We start from the raw sequence: 18,036 nt of genomic DNA on the forward strand, positions 1-18,036 counted from the left end.
CCGAGTACTGTCCGTGAGCTTTCCAGCATCCCTCGCCCCCGTTCGTCTGCGCCCGGCACGAGCCCCGGGCGAACCGGCTTCGGTCCGCCCGGGTCCGATTTCTTACGAGAGGCGAATGACTACCACTTGGTGGCAGCCTCACCGGCTTCGCGGGAAGCGAGGAAGTCCTCGTTCGTCATGAAAATCACCTCCTTGTGGACGTTGACAGATCACCAGATCGCCGTGCAGGAACACGGCAGCTCATAGGGCACATCGCGTCATTACAGAAGGAGGGGCAGCCGACGAATGGTCTGTGGGGGAGGAAGGCAGGCGATCGCGGAACTGCTGACCAATGAGAAGGTAGGCAACGATCGACGAGATGAACAAGAGGGCTCACACGCCTCAGCCGAAACCGCGGCCCGGAATCCACCGGAGGAACTCTCCGTTCCCTTTTCACCGGACGGTCCACCGCGAGGCTCTGAGCAGTGAATTTCCACATGCCGGCAAGGCACCTCACGAGCCGACCGAAAGCGCATGTGACATACGCCACACGCATGTGCGGCCGTTGGATTCGCACGCCGAAACACCCGATTCCGTTTGCCGTACCCATTCACCGGGTATTCCCTCAGGCATTCCGGAGGCGGCAGCGGCACGAGAGGACCCGCATGCCCCACCGAACACCCCCTGAACGACGACGACTTGGCACCACACCAAGCCCTCCGGGCCGCCCTCGCCTCCTCCACGATCTCGTCCTACGACAGGCACGGATCACCCCCGATGCCATTGCCGTCCAGGACCCCCAAGAGGCGCTGACCTACCAGCAGTTGCTCGCGCGGGCGGACGCGCTGGCCGCCGCACTGCGCACCGCCGGCACCGGCCCCGACGTGCTCGTCGGAGTCTGCATGGAACGTTCCGTACGGCTGGTGGTGTCCCTCCTGGGCATCCTGCTGGCCGACGGCGCCTACCTGGCACTCGACCCGGAGCACCCGGTGGCACGCCTCGCACACATGGCGCGGGTGACGGCCACGCCACTGGTACTCGCCGACGAACGGAACCGGCCGACGGCCCTACAGGCACTCGGCGAGCAAGCGCACACGGCATCCGTCCCCCTACAGGGACTGGAACTCCTGCACTCCCCCACCCATCCGCCGACGCCGGCACGTAGGCCACCGGAACCCACCGACCTGGCCTACGTCCTCTTCACTTCCGGTTCGACGGGAACGCCCAAGGGCGTGGCGGTACCGCACCGGGGGATAGTCGCCAACCTCGGCGCGATGCAGTCCAGGTACGGGCTCGGGCGAGACGACTCGGTGCTGCAGAAGGCCCCGTACTCCTTCGACTCATCACTGTGGGAGATCTTCTGGCCGCTGACCGCGGGCGCCCGCATCGTGCTGGCCGAGCCGGGAGGGCAGCGCGATCCGGCGTACCTGGCGGAGCTGATACGCACCGAGTCCGTCACCACGGTGCAGACCGTCCCGTCGCTGCTCGCCCTCCTCGTGGAAGGGGATCTGCTGATCGGCGCCGAGTCGCTGCGCCGCGTGCTGTGCATCGGCGAGGCGCTCCAGTCGACGACGGCCAACAGGTTCCGGGAGGTCTCGACAGCGGAACTGCACAACCTCTACGGCCCCACCGAGGCTTCGGTCGGAGTCACCCACTGGCCGTGCAGAGCTGTCGAACCGCCCGGCACCGTCCCCATCGGCCACCCCATGGCGGGTGTCTCGGCCCACGTCCTGGACGGCTCCGGGAGCCCGGTCTCCACCGGCGGCACCGGCGAACTCCACCTGGGCGGCGCGTTCTTGGCCCGCGGCTACCTGGGGAACCCTGGCCTGACGGCGGCACAGTTCGTCCCCGACCACGTCTCGGGCACGCCCGGCGCCCGGCTGTACCGCACGGGCGACCTCGTCCGCCGCCATCCGGCAGGCCACCTGGAATTCCTCGGACGGACCGACCACCAGGTCAAGGTGGACGGCCTGCGGGTGGAACTCGGCGAGATCGAGACCCAACTCCTGACGCACCCCACGGTGACGCGCGCCGTGGTGGTCGTCCGGCACGACATGGGGAGCACACCCAGACTGACGGCATACGTGACAGGCAACGGCGAGCTGAAGCCCCAGTCCCTCACCACCCATCTCGCAAAGGCACTTCCCCCCTACATGCTCCCGTCATTCATCGTGCCCCTCACCACCCTCCCCCTCACCACAAACGGCAAGGTGGACCGCACGGCACTGCCACGGCCGGCACGGGGCCGCCGACGGAGGCCGGGGCCACCGGGTGCCGGGGGCGGGGACGCCGTCCCCCACGAGCGGGCCTGAACGCCGAGAGGCCGTGGCGGGGTGCGGCATCGTGGCGCCGTGACACCGTGACGCCATCCAGTTCGCGCCGATTCCTCCCATAGGGGCGGCCATGACGCGTCACCCAGCGTTGAGTGACCAATTCGTACGGGTGGGATTGACGTTCTCCATGGCCATTGGTGAGGCGGCTTCCCTAGGCTGCGGCGGCATGAAGGCGGCGGCAAAGCGGCCGGCCGCCTCGCGACGATGGGCGCGGGGAGAGCAACGCATGGACAGCTACAAGGCATCCAGCAAGTTGGTGCGGGACCGGATTCCGCAGATCATCCGCGAGGACGGGGCCGAGCCGGTCACCTACACCGCGGCGCCTGCGGAGTACCGCAACAGGCTGCGGGACAAGCTGGGCGAAGAGGTGGCGGAGTTCCTCGCCGCGGACGAGGACGCGGCGCCGGAGGAACTCGCGGATGTGCTGGAGGTCGTTCGCGCACTCGCCGCGGATCTGGGGATCGACGCGGAGCATCTGGAGAAGATCCGCGAGACCAAGGCAGGCGAACGGGGCGGCTTCGCCGAACGGATCGTCTGGACGGGCAACCGCTGATCGATATCCGCTCCGGTGGTCGCTCGGTACGCGCCTTCGTGCGCAATGCCTCACGCGATGGGCGCCGTTGGTGGGTAGGCGCCTTACGCTTCGGGCTTGGTCAGGACGGCATGGCAGCCCCCGGCCAGTGGCAGCACGGGAGCATCAGAGGAAGGGACGAGCCCGGCACGGCGGGCCAGTACGGTGATCTCGGCGGTGTCGATGCCCCGTTGGAAAGTTCCCTTGCTCGGGCTGGACCAGAAGCCGTCGTGGTGCGGCGTCCATCCGCCGTCGGCAGCTGCCTTGGCGATCTCCTCCGGTGAGCGGGTGACGATCACGACGTGGCCGCCGGGGCGGGCGAAGGACGCCGCGTCCTTGAGTGCCTGGATCCGCTGCCAGGGGTCGGGCAGGACGTTGAGGACGTAGACCGAGGTGATCAGGTCGAAGCCGGTGCGGTCGGGGCGGGGCCAGCCGAAGTCGTCGTGCGGGTCAAAGCCTTCGGTGTCCAGGCCCATCGAGCGGTAGTGGGCGATGTCGGCGCCGCGACCGCAGCCGTGGTCCAGGACGCTGGTCAATCCCAGCGGGCCGGCCAGGTGCTGGGTCACCACTCGGGAGGCGGGTGAGGGGGCCTGGCGGCTCATCGCGGTCTTGTGCGGCCGGTACCCCTCTTTCGCGGAAGGGGTGCTGGGGTCATGGCCGGTCAGCTCGCTCAGGGCGAAAAGCACGTCGTCCGGTTCGGTCTTCTGGAGGGTGACAGGTAGGTCGACGAGCAGCGCGGAGTGATCGGTGAACGCCTGTCGGCCGGTTCGCGCCGAGGCGTCAGCGGTGACGGTGACCGTGAGGTGGTCGCTGAGCAGCGCGAGGTCGCAACGGAAGCGGCTGAGCTTGCCGGCGGAGAGTCGCTCGAAGGTGAAGACGGGCGCAGCCTCGGCGGTGGTGTCGATCAGGCCGGTACTCTGCATGAGCTTGCGCAGCGCCGCACGTTCGGCTCCGGTGGTGAAGGTGCTGATGTTCTCGCCGAGCAGGCCGTCCTCGGGGCGAGGGGCGAGGTTGAAGTCCCCGCAGATCAGCAGCGGGCGGTCCCCCTCGGCGGCGACCATCGCGGTCAGTTCGGCCAGTTGGGCGGCACGGGCCGCGCCTGCATAGGCGTCGAGATGTACCTGGAGGACGACCAGCCATTCCAGCTCGATCCGCTGGACCCATGGGTGGGGTGAGGACACGGTGGGCGAGGTGAGGTCCTCGCTGATCCAGGCAGCCAGGTTTCCGTCGCCGCCGGCGAAGGTGAAGCCTTGCAGGATGGGTGGTGTCCGGTCTGCGGGCTTGAAGGGTTCCTGGGCGAGCACAGCTTTGACGCCGTGCTCGCCCAGCCACGCGGTGAGGTTCGCGCGGGCGCCGGCGGCGCCGAGACGCTTGTTGAGGTTGATCGAGGCCAGCAGCACGAGAGCTCCTTACGTCACAGGGGAAGGGGCCTGCCGGAGGCGGCTTCGTCGCGGAAGGCGTCCCACAGAATGTTCAGTGGGTGGGAGGCGTCATACGTCTCGCGTTCGCCTTTGCGGGCGAAGACGCCGGAGATCAGCTGGAGCGTGGGGGCGAAGCCGTCGGCGAGGTCGATGAGCCGGAAGTCGTCGCTGGTGGGCAGGCGGCCGTCGACGGCGGCCTGCCCGATGGAACGGGCGCACAGCATGCACCCATAGGTCATGCGGGAGCGCAGCAGGGCGAGTCCGTAATAGATGTCGTCGATCTCGGCGGAAATCTGCAGTTGTGAGCGGAAGTCGGGTCCGTACCAGCGCTCGACGAAGTCGGTGATCACTCCTCGGGAGGGAATGACCAACGGCAGGTTCCGCAGCCGGTCGACGCTGACGGTCTTGGCGGCGAGTTCGCGCACAGGAAGGTTCGTCAGCAGGGCGAGGCCCTCGCGATGCCATTCGAGGAAATCGTAGTCGGGGGCGACCCGCTCGGCGGCGGTATCGGCGGCCAACCCACCGCACAAAAGGTCGACTTGGTTGGAGTCCAAGCGTGTCCAGAAGTCGCGGGTGCGCACATGCACGACCTTCAGTTCGACTTCCTGTTCCATCAGTCGCGGGGCGACACGCTCCCACACCCGGCCCAAGAAACCGAGGGTGAATTCGGTCGTTCCCACTGTCAGTGTTGAACCGAGCCGGCGACGGGAGTCGGCGATGCCCTGCAACCAGTCGGCGAAGGTTGCCCGAGCACGCTCGACGACATCCAGCCCGGTAGGGGTGAACAGGAAATTCTTGCCCCTCCCTTGCTTCACGACCAGCAGCTCTCCCGTCAGCTCCTGGAAGTTGCGATTGAGAATGTCCAGTTGCTTTTGCACGCTTGACTGCTCGCGCCCGAGCACCTTCGCCGCAGCCAGTGCGGTTCCGGACTCGCGGACGATGATCAGTGTTCTGAGCTGATCCCAGGTGAGATCCAGCAAATCCGGTGAACACGAAAGAAGATCAACGCGGAAGCCCTCCGGTCCTGGCACCTTCAGCGGTCCGGACGGTAACGATGGCGCCATTACTCCCCCTCCCCGATGTGATCTCAATCAGTTTGCTGTTCGCGCGGCCAACAGAACTGAACTTCTCCGCATTTCACCCCGAGAAAACCTTTAAATGTCCAACCGGACATATGGATATCGCGGGCTACCCCGGGGAACAATTCGGCAGCCGCCTTCGCTCCGAAAGGCGATTCCCGGACTGCCCGAATCCGGAGGTGAGCCATGCTCTCAGCCGAGTCGATCACTCGCCTGATCAATAAGGGTTCTCTGGAATGCCCCGGCCAACTCCGCGGTGGGGGCCTGCTGTTGACGCCCGGGGCGCCACGGCAGCCGCTCGCGGCACCGAGCACGCGGTGATCGACCTCGCCGATCCGCTGCAGCTCGGCTCCACCACGCCGCGGCGGCACCACGGCATGCCGCCGGCCCGCCTGCTCGCCCGTGCCCGGGACGAGGCCCGCAGCGACGGCGCCGTGTCCCACCCGTTCTGCGGCAGCGGGCCCGACCTGAAGAGCCGATACGCCGACGAATTCCGCGTCGGCCCGATCCAGAGGTAACAGCCATGGACTGCCAGTTCTGCACCGAGTTCACCGCACGTGAGAGCACGACCCGGATCATCACCGAGACCGCCGGCGGCTGGATACTGCTGCCCACCGTCGGAGCTCTGACCCCGGGCTATTGCCTGTTCATGCCCGTCGAGCACCTGGATGCCGCCGCCGACATCACCCCCGCCCGCCTGAAGCGGGTCGCGTCGGAGACGGAGGAGATGCGCGCGCTGATCCAGGCCCGCTACGGCCCGGTGATCCTGGCCGAGCACGGACCGCGCGACTGCGAACTGGGCGCCTCCTGCTGCAGCCACTGCCACCTGCACCTGATTCCCGTCCCCGATCCGGACGCCATCACCGCCGCCTATGAGCAGACCGGCGGTCCCGGCCGGCGGCTCTCCTCCATGGCTGACCTTCCGGAGGCCGCGGGCGGGTCCTACCTGTATCTCTCCCCCAGGCCCGGCGAGCACCACTACTGGCCATCCGCCGGCTTCGCCCGGCAGTTCGTGCGCCGCGTCTGCGCGGACCAGCTCGGCATCGGCCACCTCTTCGACTGGCGCGATCACCCCTTCATGGCCCACCGCGAGCGCACATTCATCGAGTTGTCCGCCGACATACACATCCCGAACGCCGCCTGACGAAGGAAGGGGGACGGTGAGATGGCGATATCCCGCCCGTTACACGCGCTTCCCAACGCCGAGCTGACCGCGGCGGCCAAGGACAGGCGCTGGCCGAAATGGCAAACCATGGCCCTGCTGCACTCGCTGAAGCTGCCCGTGCTCAACGCCTGTCTCATTCCTCCCGGTCACGACGCGGACGCGGTGCGAGCCGCCGCCCACGCGTTGGCGACCGCCACCGATGCCGAGCGGCTGATGATCCGCTCCGACGGCGGTGCGGAGAAGAAGCAGTACTACCGTGGCGGCAACGTCTTCCCCGTCGAGGAGATCCCGCCGAGAGCCGGCAGGTTGCTGGCCGACGGGCGGGCCGTGATCCTCGCGGAGCCGACCAACCGCTTCACCAACAGACTCACCGTCCTGGTCCGCATGGACCGGCTCGGCCCGGGCCGCCCGGGTTCCTTCACCCTGGAAGCCCTCGGGCCGGGATACGACGTGGCCGACCTGACCCGGGGCCAGATCCCACCACAGGTCACCGCCCACCTCGACGACGTCGACTGGAACCGCTACCAGCCGCCCCGCTGGCACGAGTGGCAGATCACCGGCGACCGCTGTCCCGGCGGCGAAGACGCCCGTCGGCAACGCCGACTTGAGCGACTGGCCACCCAGACCCTCACCGACGGCGGCCATCTGGACGGCACAGTCGGCGCCGAACACGCCGAGGCATGGCTGCGAGAGCACGGCTTCCTGCACCTTTTCGGGCCGCAGGCGACCCGTGAGGCCCTGGCCAAACGTGCCCGTCGGCTGTTCGATGACGCCTTCTTCCTCACCCTGGCCCAACCGAACCGGAACTGGCGCTGCCTGGCCACCGCATTCTCCGTGTTCCACAACGCCGGTACCAACTACTGGGACTTGGTCGACGGCGAACGCAAGTACGCCACGACGGCACCGGCCGCCGCCCGGACCGAGGAGCGGGCCGCATGATCACCAACCCGATCTACCTCGATCACCAGGCCACCACGCCCTTGGACGAGCGTGTTCTGGAAGCGATGCTGCCGTACCTCACCAGCCAGTACGGCAACCCCTCCAGCTCGCATGCCTACGGACGCGTCGCCGCACGGGCCGTGCGCACCGCACGCCGCCATATCGCCGATCTGGTCGGCGCGAAGAACGAGCTGGAGATCGTCTTCACCTCGGGCGCCACCGAGGCCAACCATCTCGCGATCGTCGGCGCTGCCCTGGCCGCCCGCCCGTACGGCGGACACATCATCACCACCGCCATCGAGCACAAGGCCGTCCTCGCCGCGTGCCGGCGGCTCGTCGAGCACCACGGCTACACACTGACCTGCGTCGGTGTCGACCGGCACGGCCGCGTTCACCCCGCCGACATCGCCGCGGCCCTCGCACCGAGCACCGTGCTGGTCTCGGTGATGCACGCCAACAACGAGATCGGCACCCTCCAACGGCTGGCCGCCATTGCCGAGATCACGGCCCCGCGCGGCATCCTTCTGCATACCGATGCCGCCCAGAGCGCCGGGTACGGCCTGCTGGACGTCGCCGGACTCGGCGTCGACCTCGCCTCTTTGTCCGCCCACAAACTCCACGGTCCCAAAGGCATCGGCGCCCTCTATCTCCGTGGCAGCATCGGCATCACCGCCCAGCAGACCGGCGGCGGACAAGAACGCGGTCTGCGGGCCGGCACCCCCAATGTCCCGGCGATCGTCGGCTTCGGCGCCGCCGCCCGCCTCATCACCAGCGACGCCGTCCCTCCTCCACGCCGCCTCCGGTTCCTGCGCGACCGGCTCCAAGACGGCCTCCTGGCCGCCATTCCCGGCGCAAGTGTCAACGGGCACCCACACCGGCGGCTGCCGGGAAACCTGAGTCTTACCCTTCCCGGCGTCGAGGCCGCCGACCTGCTCGACCGCGTCCCCGATATCGCCGCGTCCACCGGCTCCGCCTGCAACACCGGAAGCGGCGAACCCTCACACGTCCTCACCGCGATCGGCCTCACTCGCGCCCAGGCCCGCGCGACCCTCCGGCTCAGCATCGGCCGCACCACCACCGACAACGACATCGACCAGACCATCGGCCTCGTCACGCGAGCCGCACACCCCGACATCCACTGCTCCAGCCCCGCCGGACCGCCGGGCCCGCAAGACAGACTCCGCGGCAACCCCATCGCCCGGTGAACACTGATGGCAGCCGCCTCAGGCCGCCCCCGCCCACCCACCGCGCCACCCCTACCCAAGCCCCCCAACCACCCCATGCAGCGCACGGATCAGGCGGTCGTTTTCCGGGGCCGGGCCGTTGGGGAAGGGGAATCGGCGGCGGCTGTAGCCGTAGGACAGGACGTTGCGTGGGTCGGCGAATGCCTGCTGGCCGCCTGCGCCGCTGTGGCCGAACGCGCCCTGGCCGAGCACCGGGTACACCTCGGACGTGGCGTGGAAGCCGACCGCGAACGCCTTGTGCTCGCCGGTGACCAGGTCGTGGCCGATGGAGTGGATCTGGGCGAACGCGGCGGCGGTGTCCGGTGTCAGCAGCGGCGGCATGCCGTCCAGAGGGCCGATCGTGGCCGCGTACATCCGGGCCAGGCCGCGCGCCGAGGCCACGCCGCCCAGGGAGGCAGGCCCCTGGGCCCGGACCGTCCGGAAGTTCGGCAGCTTCCACAGTTCCGGGTTCTGCGGGTGGTGCCGGTTGAACGCGATGCCGGACAGGCTGTTCACGCCGGTCGCGCGCGCCGCCGGCCCGGCCGGCCGCTCGGGGGTGGCCAACATCGGCTGTGCGCTCAGGAATCGGGGTTCCTGGTCGTCCGGAAGGCCGAGGTGGACGTCCACCCGGTACGGATCCCGCACGCGTGCGGCGAAGTGTTCCTGGATGGTCCGCCCGGTGGCGCGGCGCACCACCTCGCCGCTCAGTGCCGCGACGACCATCGCGTGGTAGCCGAACGTGCTGCCCGGCCGCCAGTACGGGCGCTGCCTGCCGAGGCGTTCGGCGACGATCCGGTCGTCGGCGAGTTCCTCAAGTGTGAACCCCGTGTCAGCGCCCACCAGCCCGGCGCGGTGCGACAGCACCTCGCGGAGGGTGATGTCCCGCTTGCCTTCGACCACCCGACAACGACCGGGACGCCCCGCGCAGATCAGCCGCGAGCGGATCGTTGACGCCGCCCTCTCGGCCGGGAACCTCGACACGTTGACCATGCGGGAACTCGCCGGCCGTCTGGGGGTCACCCACGGCGCCCTCTACCGCTGGGTCACCAACCGCGACCGGCTGTTCGACCTCATCAACGAGGTCATGGTCGAGCGCATCCTTCCCCCCGACGGCCCGCGCGGCGGGCACTGGCGGCCCTGGCTCGCGCGCGTCGCCTGGGCCATGCACGATCAGTTCCTCGCCGTACCGGGCTACGCCACCCGTACCTCACGGCCGCATCGCCACTCCCCCTCCTTCGGGCGGCTCAGGGAGGAGGTCGTCACCGCGTTCACGAACGCCGGAGTCCGGCCCGAACTGGCCGAGCAGAGCTGGTACATCTTCATCACCTCCGTCGTCAGCTGGCTCGCCGTCCAGGAGAACCCGCTCGGCCTCGGTCACGACGCCCCTCGCTTCGAGCTGTTCATCGACACCCTCATCCGGGGCCTGCCGGCCAGGGAACCGGGTACCGAGCGGCCCTGAGCACCCCGGAGCGCCCCGGATGTCGCGGCCCGCGGACACACTCCGGGCCGGGCCTGTTCCCACGGCGGCACGACGGGCCGGGCAGTGCGGCATCCTCCACTTGCCCCACACTCGCCCCCTCGGCATCAACAACGCGATAAGGACGGGCAACGCCGCATCAAGAGGGCGCCAGCGGGCCCGGCGGCCTCGCGTCTCCTGCTTAGCGTCGGCGGTATGGGAACGCGAACCGCTCCCGCCGCACCGGTGCCCGCCGGACGGCGGGGCCACGTCGTCGACCGCCACTGGCGTGCGGATGCCCGGCACGCCCTTCGGTGCTCCTTGGCGTTCATCGGCCTGATCATGCTGCTCGATTGGGGTGCGGGCGGCCTCACACTGCCGCGCGCCGGGCTCTGGGCCGGGCTCGGGGGCCTGGTCCTAGTGGTCCTGCTGCCGTCGCGGGTGACCGCGGGCGACGGGTGGCTGGCGGTGCGGGGCCTGGTGCGCGAACGTCGGGTGCGTACCGACGCGCTGGTCGCGGTGCGACGCTGCGGCAGCACCGCCGTGTGCCTCGTCCTGCGCGATGCGCACGGGCAGTGGCTGGAGCTGGATCTGCGCGTCCTGGACGCCAATCCGCTGATCTGGCATCTGGTCGACGCCGGTGCCCGCCGCTCCGCCGAGCGCGGCACACTGCGCCACGGGGCGGACGTGGTGGGGAAGTTGACGGACCGGCTCGACGGGCGGGAGGCGCGAGCCGTCCTCAAGGCGTCCGGGCTGCGGTGAGCGAGGGGCGCGGCGGCCTGGCTCACCTGGTGGGGACCGGCCAATGTTCCGCAGATCGTTGACGGCGGAATGATCTATGCCTAACTTCACCGGGGCGCCGGTGCGGTCCCCCGCCGGCGGCACCACCACCGCATCCGGGAGCTCGTCGTGCAGCCGTCCCGCCCGTCCGCAGGCAACTTATCCGCCGGCGAACCCGCCCTTCCTCAACCATCGCCCGATGTCCGGCAGTTGCGCCGTGTCGCACTGTCCGGACTGCTCGGCACGGCCGTCGAGTTCTACGACTTCCTCGTGTACGGCACCATCGCCGCGCTCGTCTTCGGCGACCTGTTCTTCCCCGGCGCCGACCCCGCGGTCGGCACGATAGCGGCCTTCGGCACCTTCGCCGCCGGCTATGTGGCCCGCCCGCTGGGCGGCATCATCTTCGGTCACTTCGGCGACCGGCTCGGCCGCAAGTCGATGATGCTGCTGACCATGACCCTGATGGGCAGCGGCAGCTTCCTCATCGGCGTGCTGCCGACGTACGGCACGATCGGCGTCTGGGCGCCGGTGCTGCTGGTCGCCCTGCGCGTCGTGCAGGGCATCGCGATCGGCGGCGAGTGGGGCGGCGCGACCCTGATGATCGTCGAGCACGCCGAACACACCCGGAGTTCCCGCCGCGGGCTGTGGTCGAGCTTCACCCAACTCGGCGGCCCGCTCGGCTCGGTGATCTCGGCGGGAGTGGTCACGCTGCTCTCCGCGCTTCCGGACGGCCAATTCCGTACCTGGGGCTGGCGGGTGCCGTTCCTGCTGAGCGTGGTGCTGCTGGCCGTCGGCCTGTTCGTGCGCCTCCGGGTCGCGGAGAGCCCGCTGTTCACCCAGGCCAAGCGGGAGCCGCTGGACCGGACACCGATCGTGGAGGTGCTGCGCCGGCCGAAGCCCGTGCTGCTCGCCGCCTGCGTCGGTATCGGCGCGTTCACGTCCCAGTCGCTGCTGACCGGCTTCATGATCTCGTACGCGGTGGGCCACGGCTACAGCAGGCCGCAGGTGCTCACCGCTGTCACGGTCGCCTCCTGCGCGGCGCTCCTCGTACTGCCCGTCGCCTCCGCGCTGTCCGACCGGATCGGCCGCCGCCCCGTGGTCCTCGCGGGCGCCGTCCTCTCGGTCGTGCTCGCCTTCCCCGTCCTCGCCCTGGTGAACTCCGGCTCGCCCGGTCTGCTGATCCTCGCCCTCTCCCTCGGGCTCGGCCTCGCGCAGTCCACGATGTACGGGCCGCTCGGTGCCCTGCTCACCGAGATGTTCGGCACCCGCGTCCGTTACACCGGTGCCTCGCTCGGCTATCAGGCGGCAACCCTCGTCGGCGCGGGCTTCTCGCCCATGCTCGCCAGCAGCCTCCTCGCCGCGTACGGCGGAAGCAGCACGCCGGTGTCGCTGCTGCTGTGCGCCGGTGCGGCGATCACCGCGCTGACCGTGTGGCGCCTGCGCGAAACGCACACCGACGCCCTGGACTCGGCCGCACCCGGCGCCGCCGTCCCGAGCCAGGCGAGGACGTCCGGTTGAGAAACCGGATGCCATCCAAGGTCTCTTTCCGGCCACCGGTCTCGACTCCGAGGCCGGTGATCGACCATTACTTAGGTTAGGCTAACCTCTGTCGGGTGATCGTGACTGCACCCGACCGAGAAGACAGCCCACGGCCTCGCCGCACCACGGGCGACGGCCCCGGCACCCCCGCCCAGGACGCCGACGTCCCGTCCGGCCTCGCCGCCACGGGCATCACCGTCGCCTACGACGGCGTCGACGTCGTGCACGAAGCGGATCTCCGTCTTCCGCGCGGGCGGGTCACCGCACTCATCGGCCCGAACGGCAGCGGAAAATCCACCCTGTTGCGGGCCGTCGCACGCCTGCACAGGGCCCGTGCCGGCCAGGTGACCGTCGGCGCCGACGGCACGGACCCGGTCGACGCGCTCGCCCTCTCCCGTACGGATTTCGCCCGGCGCGTCACGCTGCTCGCCCAGAGCCGCACGACCCCGGCCGGCCTCAGCGTCCGCGAAGTGGTCGGCTTCGGACGGCACCCGTACCGCAGCAGGCTGAGGGGAAGCGACCCGGACGGCACCCGGCTCGTCGAACACGCCCTGGCCGTCACGAACATCACCGCACTCGCCGACCGCGGCGTCGAAAGCCTCTCCGGCGGCCAGCTCCAACGCGTCTGGTTCGCCTGCTGCCTGGCGCAGGACACCGAAGTGCTGCTCCTCGACGAACCCACGACCTACCTCGACCTGCGCTACCAGGTGGAGGTCCTCGACCTCGTCCGGGATCTCGCCGACACGCACGGCGTGACCATCGGCGTCGTCCTGCACGACCTCGACCAGGCCGCCGCGGTGGCCGACCAGGTCGTCCTGCTGTCCTCGGGGCGCGTCGCCGCCGCCGGGACTCCGGCCCAGGTGTACGACCCCCAGTTGCTGACCGACACCTACGGCATCCGTATCGAGGTCGCACCCGACCCCGCCACGGGCACCCCCCGCACCCGCGCGGTGGGCAGACACCACCTCCGGCTCGAAAGGCCCTGAACCACCTCATGACGACCAAGCACTGGGCATGGCCCGTGATCGTCGGAACCGCCGCGATCTCCCTCGTCGGCTGCGGCACTTCCGAGGCGCCCAAGAAGGACGCCGCCTCCGGCGCCAAGCTGACGGTCACCGACGCGCGCGGCAAGAAGGTGGCGCTCGACGGGCCGGCCAAGCGCGTCGTCGGCACCGAATGGAACGTCGTCGAATCGCTCGTCACCCTGGGCGTCGACCCGGTCGGCGTCGCCGACGTGAAGGGCTACAAGGCGTACGACACCGCCGCGCCGCTGAACGGCGACGTCAAGGACATCGGTACCCGCGGCGAGCCCAGCGTGGACACCGTCGCCGCCCTCAAGCCCGACCTCGTCGTCGCCACGGACGACCTGCCGGACGCCGCCGTCAAGCAACTCTCCAAGGTGGCCCCGCTCATCGTGGTGCGGGCCGCGGACGCCGGCCGGCAGATCGAGCAGATGACCGACAACGTGAACCTCATCGCCAAGGCCACCGGAACCGAGGCCAAGGCGAAAACCGAGATCGCCGCGTTCCGCAAGAAGCTCGCCGACGGCAGGAAGGAACTCGCCGCCGCCGGCCTCGACGGCGAGAAGGTCGCCTTCGCCGACGGCTGGCAGGAAGGCAGCCAGGTCTCGGTGCGCCCCTACGTCAAGGGCTCGCTGATCACCGACGTCAACACCGAACTCGGCCTGGTCAGCCCCTGGACCATGAAGGGCGACAAGGGCTACGGCCTGGCGGCGACGGACGTGGAGGGCCTCACGAAGATCGGCGACTCCCGGTTCGTCTACATCGCCAACTCCACCGACAACGGCGATCCGTTCGCCGACGGGCTCAAGGACAACGCGGTGTGGAAGTCACTGCCCTTCGTCAAGAAGGACCGCGTCCACCGACTCCCCGACGGCATCTGGATGTTCGGCGGCACGGCGTCCATGACGCAGTACGTGGACGCGCTTGTGGACGCACTCACCAAGTGAACGTGCGCACCCACACGACGGAGCCCGCACGCGCGTCGGCGACCGGCCCGGCGGAGGCAGTGCCATCCGCCGGGGCCGTCCGGCCGGCGCGCCGCGGCTCGCTCGCGCTGCTCACGTTCGGGGCGCTCCTCGCGTTGCTCGCCCTCGCGGTCGTCCACATCGGCCAGGGCACGGCAGCCGTCGGGCCGCACACGCTCTGGCGTGCCGTCACCACTTTGTGGACCGGGGGCGACGGTTCGGGTCAGGCGGACGCCGTGCTCGTGGCCTCGCGGCTGCCGCGGCTCGCCGCCGGGCTCGTCGTCGGCTGCGCGCTGGGCGCGGCCGGAGCCGTCCTGCAGTCGGTGTCCCGTAACGTCCTGGCCTCGCCCGACACGCTCGCGGTGAACGCCGGTGCTTATCTCGCGGTCGTCGCCGTCGCCGCGTTCGGCGTCACCCTGCCCGCCCTCCCGGCCGGTGGCACGGCCCTGATCGGCGGGCTGCTCGCGGCCGGCGTCGTGCTGGGCCTCGCCCGTGCCGGTGCGGGCCCCACCCGGCTGGTGCTGGCGGGTTCGGCGCTCACCCTCGGGCTCAGCGGACTGAGCCAGCTGCTCCTCCTGCTGCGCCCCCAGCAGACCACCGGCCTCTACGCGTGGGGCAACGGCTCCCTCGCGCAGATCGGCATGGAGACCATCGACCGGCTCGCGCCGGTCGCGCTCGTGGCACTCATCGCGCTGGTCGTGCTCGGCAGGCGGCTCGACATACTCGGACTCGGCGACGACGAGGCCCGGTTGGTCGGGGTCAGCCCCCGCCTCACCCGGGCCGTCGCCGTGGTACTCGCCGTGGTCCTCTCCGCGGTTTCCGTCACCGTCGCCGGGCCCATCGGCTTCGTCGGGCTGTGCGCGCCGGCGATCGTCCGGCTGGCCGGTGCCCGCGTCCCCGCGCTGCTGCGCCACCGCGCGTTCATCCCCGTCTCGGCGCTGGCCGGCGTGCTCGTCGTGCTCGGCGCCGATGTCCTGCTGCGCGCCCTGTTCGGGGCGCAGGCGGGCACGGCCGTCCCGACCGGCATCGTGACCAGCTTCTTCGGCGCCGTGGTGCTCGTCGTCCTCGCCCACAGGTCCAGGGACAAGGGATCCACAGGGCCGGACGCGGCCTTCGCCAGGCTGCGCAGCCGTCGTGCCTTCGTCCTCACCCTCTCGGTGGTGACCACCGCGCTGATCGCGGCGGTCGTCGGGGCGGTCCTGCTCGGCGATGCGCCCCTGCTGCTCGGCGACGTGGGGAACTGGCTCACCGGCCGGTCGGGTCAGCTCGTCACCTTCGTGCTCGACACCCGGGTGCCGCGGGTCGCCGCGGCGCTGCTCGCCGGTGCCGCGCTGGCGACGGCGGGCGCGGTGGTGCAGGCGGTCTCGCGCAATCCGCTCGCCGAGCCCGGCATCCTCGGCGTGGTCGGCGGCGCTGGTGTCGGCGCCGTCCTCACCCTGACGGTCGTTCCGCTCGCGAGCTTCTGGCTGATCGGCGGGTCCGCGCTCGCCGGTGCCGCGGTCGCCGCCGCCCTGGTCTTCGGGCTCGCGGCACGGCACGGGCTGGAGCAGAACCGGCTGGTGCTGATCGGCATCGGTGTCTCCGCGGGCGCGACGGCGCTGGTCAGCCTGCTGATCGTGCTGACGGATCCGCACAACGGGACGAAGGCGCTGGTGTGGCTGTCCGGCTCGACCTACGGGCGTACGTTCCCCGAGGTCCTGCCGGTGCTCGCCGCGCTCGCCGTGTCCCTGCCGGTCCTCGCCGTGCTGCGCCGCGACCTGGACCTCATCGGCCTGGACGGCGACACGCCCCGGCTGCTCGGGATCCGCCTGGGCACCATGCGGCTGGTGCTGCTCGGCATCGCCGTCGTCCTGACCGCCGCGGCGGTCGCCGCGGTCGGCGTCATCGGCTTCGTCGGGCTGGTGGCACCGCATGCGGCGCGCGCCCTTGTGGGCCAGCGTCATGCCCGGGTGCTCCCGGTGGCCGCGCTGCTGGGCTCCCTCCTGGTGGTGGTCGCCGACGCGGTCGGCCGGACGGTCATCGCGCCCGCCCAGGTCCCCGTCGGAGTCGTCACCGCGGTGATCGGTGCCCCGTACTTCGGGTGGCTGCTGTGGCGGTCCAAGGGAGACGGGTAGCACGGGAGAGGCGGGCAGCGCGGGGCGGACCGGGACGGCCCGGCGCCCCGCCCCCGTCATGGTCGACGGAAGCCGCGCGGGTGCGCCGCTCATCGGGAGGGTTCGACGAGCTGTACGCGCCGGCTGTCGTCGTCGGAGAGGAACGACGCCAGTGCGCGTCCCTGCTCGGCGACGGCGGTGCGGTCGGCAGGGGACAGTCGGCCCAGCGGGGTGACCTGCACGGTGCCGGCTCTGACGCACCAGGTCGCGGCGACCCGGCCGTCTACCAGGACGACGCGGGCGCCGGTGACCGACAGGCCGCGGTGGGTGTCGTCGATGATCCGGCTGCGGTCGTGGTAGCCGAGGACCGCGTTGTCGAACGCCGGGAGGAACCGCACCGGGGCGGGGGTGTCGGGGTCGGGGCGCGGGGCGTCGGGGAGGTCCAGCAGTTCCCGGCCGCGTTCGTCGCGGAAGGAGACCAGTTCCTCGCGCAGTGCGGCAACCGCGGCGGGCAGCCCGGCGAGCCCGCACCAGGCGCGCAGGTCGGCCGATGCGGCCGGCCCGAAAGCGGCCAGGTAGCGCCGTACCAGCGCCTGGCCCACCGGATCGGAATGGTCCGGGGACAGCGGGTCGATCTCGCGGCCGAGCCAGGAGGAGAGCAGGACGTTGCGCACCCCTGCCTTCGTCCGCCACAGGCCGCGCGGTGGCAGCTGCGCCACCGGGACGAGGGCGGCGACCAGCATCTCCCCCAGCGCCCTCGTCCCCGGCGCGGGCCAGCGCCCGACCAGCGCACGGGCCAGCTCCGTCATCGAGCGGGGTTCGTCGTCGGCGAGCACCGCCCGGCCCGCCGCGGCGAGTTCGTCGAGGTCGACCCCTTCGAGCTCACGGCGGTAGGTGCCCAGTACCCGTTGGCGCAGCATGGCGCCGTGGCGGGCCCGCCAGGCCAGTGCGTCGTCGGCGGTGACGAGGTGGACGGTGCGGCGCATGAGGTGGGTGCGCACCACGTGCCGCCCGGTCAGCAGGTCCGACAGCGCCGCCGGGTCGAACGCGCGCAGCCGCGACCACAGCCCGACGAACGGTTCCTGGGGTTCCTGTGCCTGGAGACCGCCGAGATGCGCGACGGCGTCGACGGCCGGCACGTCGGCGCGTTCGAGCAGCAACTGCCGGGCGAGTGTGGCGCGGTTGAGGGCCCGGGTGCCGACAACGGTCGTCGAGGTCGTGCGGCGGCCCGCGGGGCGGGGGCGGGTCCGGGGTGCTGGGTCCGGTGCGGATCGATACGGCAGGTCCGGATTGCCGTCCGCCTCGTCTCGTGCTGTCACGGTCACGCCGTTCCCTTCGTCTTTCCGGTTTCTGCGAGCCTTCGGTCCTGTCGTCACACTCCCGTCGTCTGCCCGGAGGGCAGGCCCCGCGGCGTCTGGTGCGTGCGCTCGCAAGGCGGAGGGTCTTCCCGGTACTGGGCGTACCGGGAAGA

Annotated in this window: 15 protein-coding genes and 1 pseudogene; 12 read left to right on the top strand and 4 right to left on the bottom strand. The window is 70.7% G+C overall.

Annotated features, from left to right (window positions below):
• Positions 1–644 precede the first annotated feature (644 nt).
• Positions 645–2,291 (top strand): amino acid adenylation domain-containing protein, encoded by a 1,647-nt coding sequence (locus ACIBK8_RS34175; RefSeq protein WP_399046409.1) that lies wholly within the window; start codon positions 645–647, stop codon positions 2,289–2,291.
• A 247-nt stretch (positions 2,292–2,538) separates the two neighbouring features.
• Positions 2,539–2,865, top strand: coding sequence for a nucleoside triphosphate pyrophosphohydrolase (locus ACIBK8_RS34180; protein WP_399046411.1), 327 nt, complete (start codon positions 2,539–2,541; stop codon positions 2,863–2,865).
• A gap of 83 nt (positions 2,866–2,948) precedes the next feature.
• Here ACIBK8_RS34180 and ACIBK8_RS34185 read toward each other — a convergent pair whose 3' ends face one another.
• Together ACIBK8_RS34185 and ACIBK8_RS34190 are read right to left on the bottom strand one after the other, a co-directional pair.
• Positions 2,949–4,283: a methyltransferase domain-containing protein gene (locus tag ACIBK8_RS34185; protein WP_399046412.1), complete on the bottom strand. Its 1,335-nt coding sequence runs from the start codon at positions 4,281–4,283 to the stop codon at positions 2,949–2,951.
• 14 nt (positions 4,284–4,297) lie between these two features.
• On the bottom strand, positions 4,298–5,368 hold the full coding sequence (locus ACIBK8_RS34190) for a LysR family transcriptional regulator (RefSeq protein ID WP_399046413.1): 1,071 nt from the start codon (positions 5,366–5,368) through the stop codon (positions 4,298–4,300).
• Positions 5,369–5,619: 251 nt separating this feature from the next.
• Here ACIBK8_RS34190 and ACIBK8_RS34195 point away from each other — a divergent pair, with 251 nt between their 5' ends.
• Genes ACIBK8_RS34195 through ACIBK8_RS34210 form a run of 4 tightly spaced genes read left to right on the top strand, consistent with a single transcriptional unit; the run spans position 5,620 to position 8,692 of the window.
• Complete coding sequence (locus tag ACIBK8_RS34195) at positions 5,620–5,901, top strand: hypothetical protein (protein ID WP_399046415.1); 282 nt, start codon at positions 5,620–5,622, stop codon at positions 5,899–5,901.
• Between the two features lie 5 nt (positions 5,902–5,906).
• Positions 5,907–6,527, top strand: coding sequence for a hypothetical protein (locus ACIBK8_RS34200; RefSeq protein WP_399046416.1), 621 nt, complete (start codon positions 5,907–5,909; stop codon positions 6,525–6,527).
• Between the two features lie 21 nt (positions 6,528–6,548).
• Positions 6,549–7,487: a hypothetical protein gene (locus ACIBK8_RS34205; RefSeq protein WP_399046417.1), complete on the top strand. Its 939-nt coding sequence runs from the start codon at positions 6,549–6,551 to the stop codon at positions 7,485–7,487.
• A complete protein-coding gene (locus tag ACIBK8_RS34210) occupies positions 7,484–8,692 on the top strand; it encodes a cysteine desulfurase family protein (RefSeq protein ID WP_399046418.1) in 1,209 nt (402 codons plus the stop codon). Before ACIBK8_RS34205 ends, ACIBK8_RS34210 begins: the two co-directional genes overlap by 4 nt.
• A 51-nt stretch (positions 8,693–8,743) precedes the next feature.
• Here the strand turns inward: ACIBK8_RS34210 and ACIBK8_RS34215 are convergent.
• Positions 8,744–9,604: pseudogene (locus ACIBK8_RS34215) on the bottom strand (serine hydrolase domain-containing protein); the annotation flags it as partial.
• Here ACIBK8_RS34215 and ACIBK8_RS34220 point away from each other — a divergent pair.
• The 6 genes from ACIBK8_RS34220 to ACIBK8_RS34245 all read left to right on the top strand — a co-directional run bounded on the left by ACIBK8_RS34220 (position 9,588) and on the right by ACIBK8_RS34245 (position 16,586).
• Positions 9,588–10,169: a TetR/AcrR family transcriptional regulator gene (locus tag ACIBK8_RS34220; RefSeq protein WP_399046420.1), complete on the top strand. Its 582-nt coding sequence runs from the start codon at positions 9,588–9,590 to the stop codon at positions 10,167–10,169. The pseudogene ACIBK8_RS34215 and the gene ACIBK8_RS34220 sit on opposite strands and share 17 nt — an antisense overlap.
• A gap of 213 nt (positions 10,170–10,382) precedes the next feature.
• Complete coding sequence (locus tag ACIBK8_RS34225; protein ID WP_399046421.1) at positions 10,383–10,928, top strand: hypothetical protein; 546 nt, start codon at positions 10,383–10,385, stop codon at positions 10,926–10,928.
• A gap of 228 nt (positions 10,929–11,156) precedes the next feature.
• Complete coding sequence (locus tag ACIBK8_RS34230) at positions 11,157–12,464, top strand: MFS transporter (RefSeq protein ID WP_399046423.1); 1,308 nt, start codon at positions 11,157–11,159, stop codon at positions 12,462–12,464.
• Between the two features lie 95 nt (positions 12,465–12,559).
• Entirely contained in the window at positions 12,560–13,471 is a 912-nt protein-coding gene (locus ACIBK8_RS34235) for an ABC transporter ATP-binding protein (RefSeq protein WP_399046425.1), read from the top strand.
• An 8-nt stretch (positions 13,472–13,479) separates the two neighbouring features.
• Complete coding sequence (locus ACIBK8_RS34240; RefSeq protein WP_399046427.1) at positions 13,480–14,454, top strand: ABC transporter substrate-binding protein; 975 nt, start codon at positions 13,480–13,482, stop codon at positions 14,452–14,454.
• Positions 14,451–16,586: an iron ABC transporter permease gene (locus tag ACIBK8_RS34245; RefSeq protein WP_399046429.1), complete on the top strand. Its 2,136-nt coding sequence runs from the start codon at positions 14,451–14,453 to the stop codon at positions 16,584–16,586. Before ACIBK8_RS34240 ends, ACIBK8_RS34245 begins: the two co-directional genes overlap by 4 nt.
• 89 nt (positions 16,587–16,675) lie before the next feature.
• Here the strand turns inward: ACIBK8_RS34245 and ACIBK8_RS34250 are convergent, their stop codons facing one another.
• The gene (locus ACIBK8_RS34250; RefSeq protein ID WP_399046431.1) at positions 16,676–17,725 is read right to left on the bottom strand and encodes a winged helix DNA-binding domain-containing protein; all 1,050 of its coding nucleotides are present in this window, start codon (positions 17,723–17,725) and stop codon (positions 16,676–16,678) included.
• Positions 17,726–18,036 lie beyond the last annotated feature (311 nt).

Source organism: Streptomyces sp. NPDC050161 (assembly GCF_044460025.1).
Classification (GTDB): domain Bacteria; phylum Actinomycetota; class Actinomycetes; order Streptomycetales; family Streptomycetaceae; genus Streptomyces.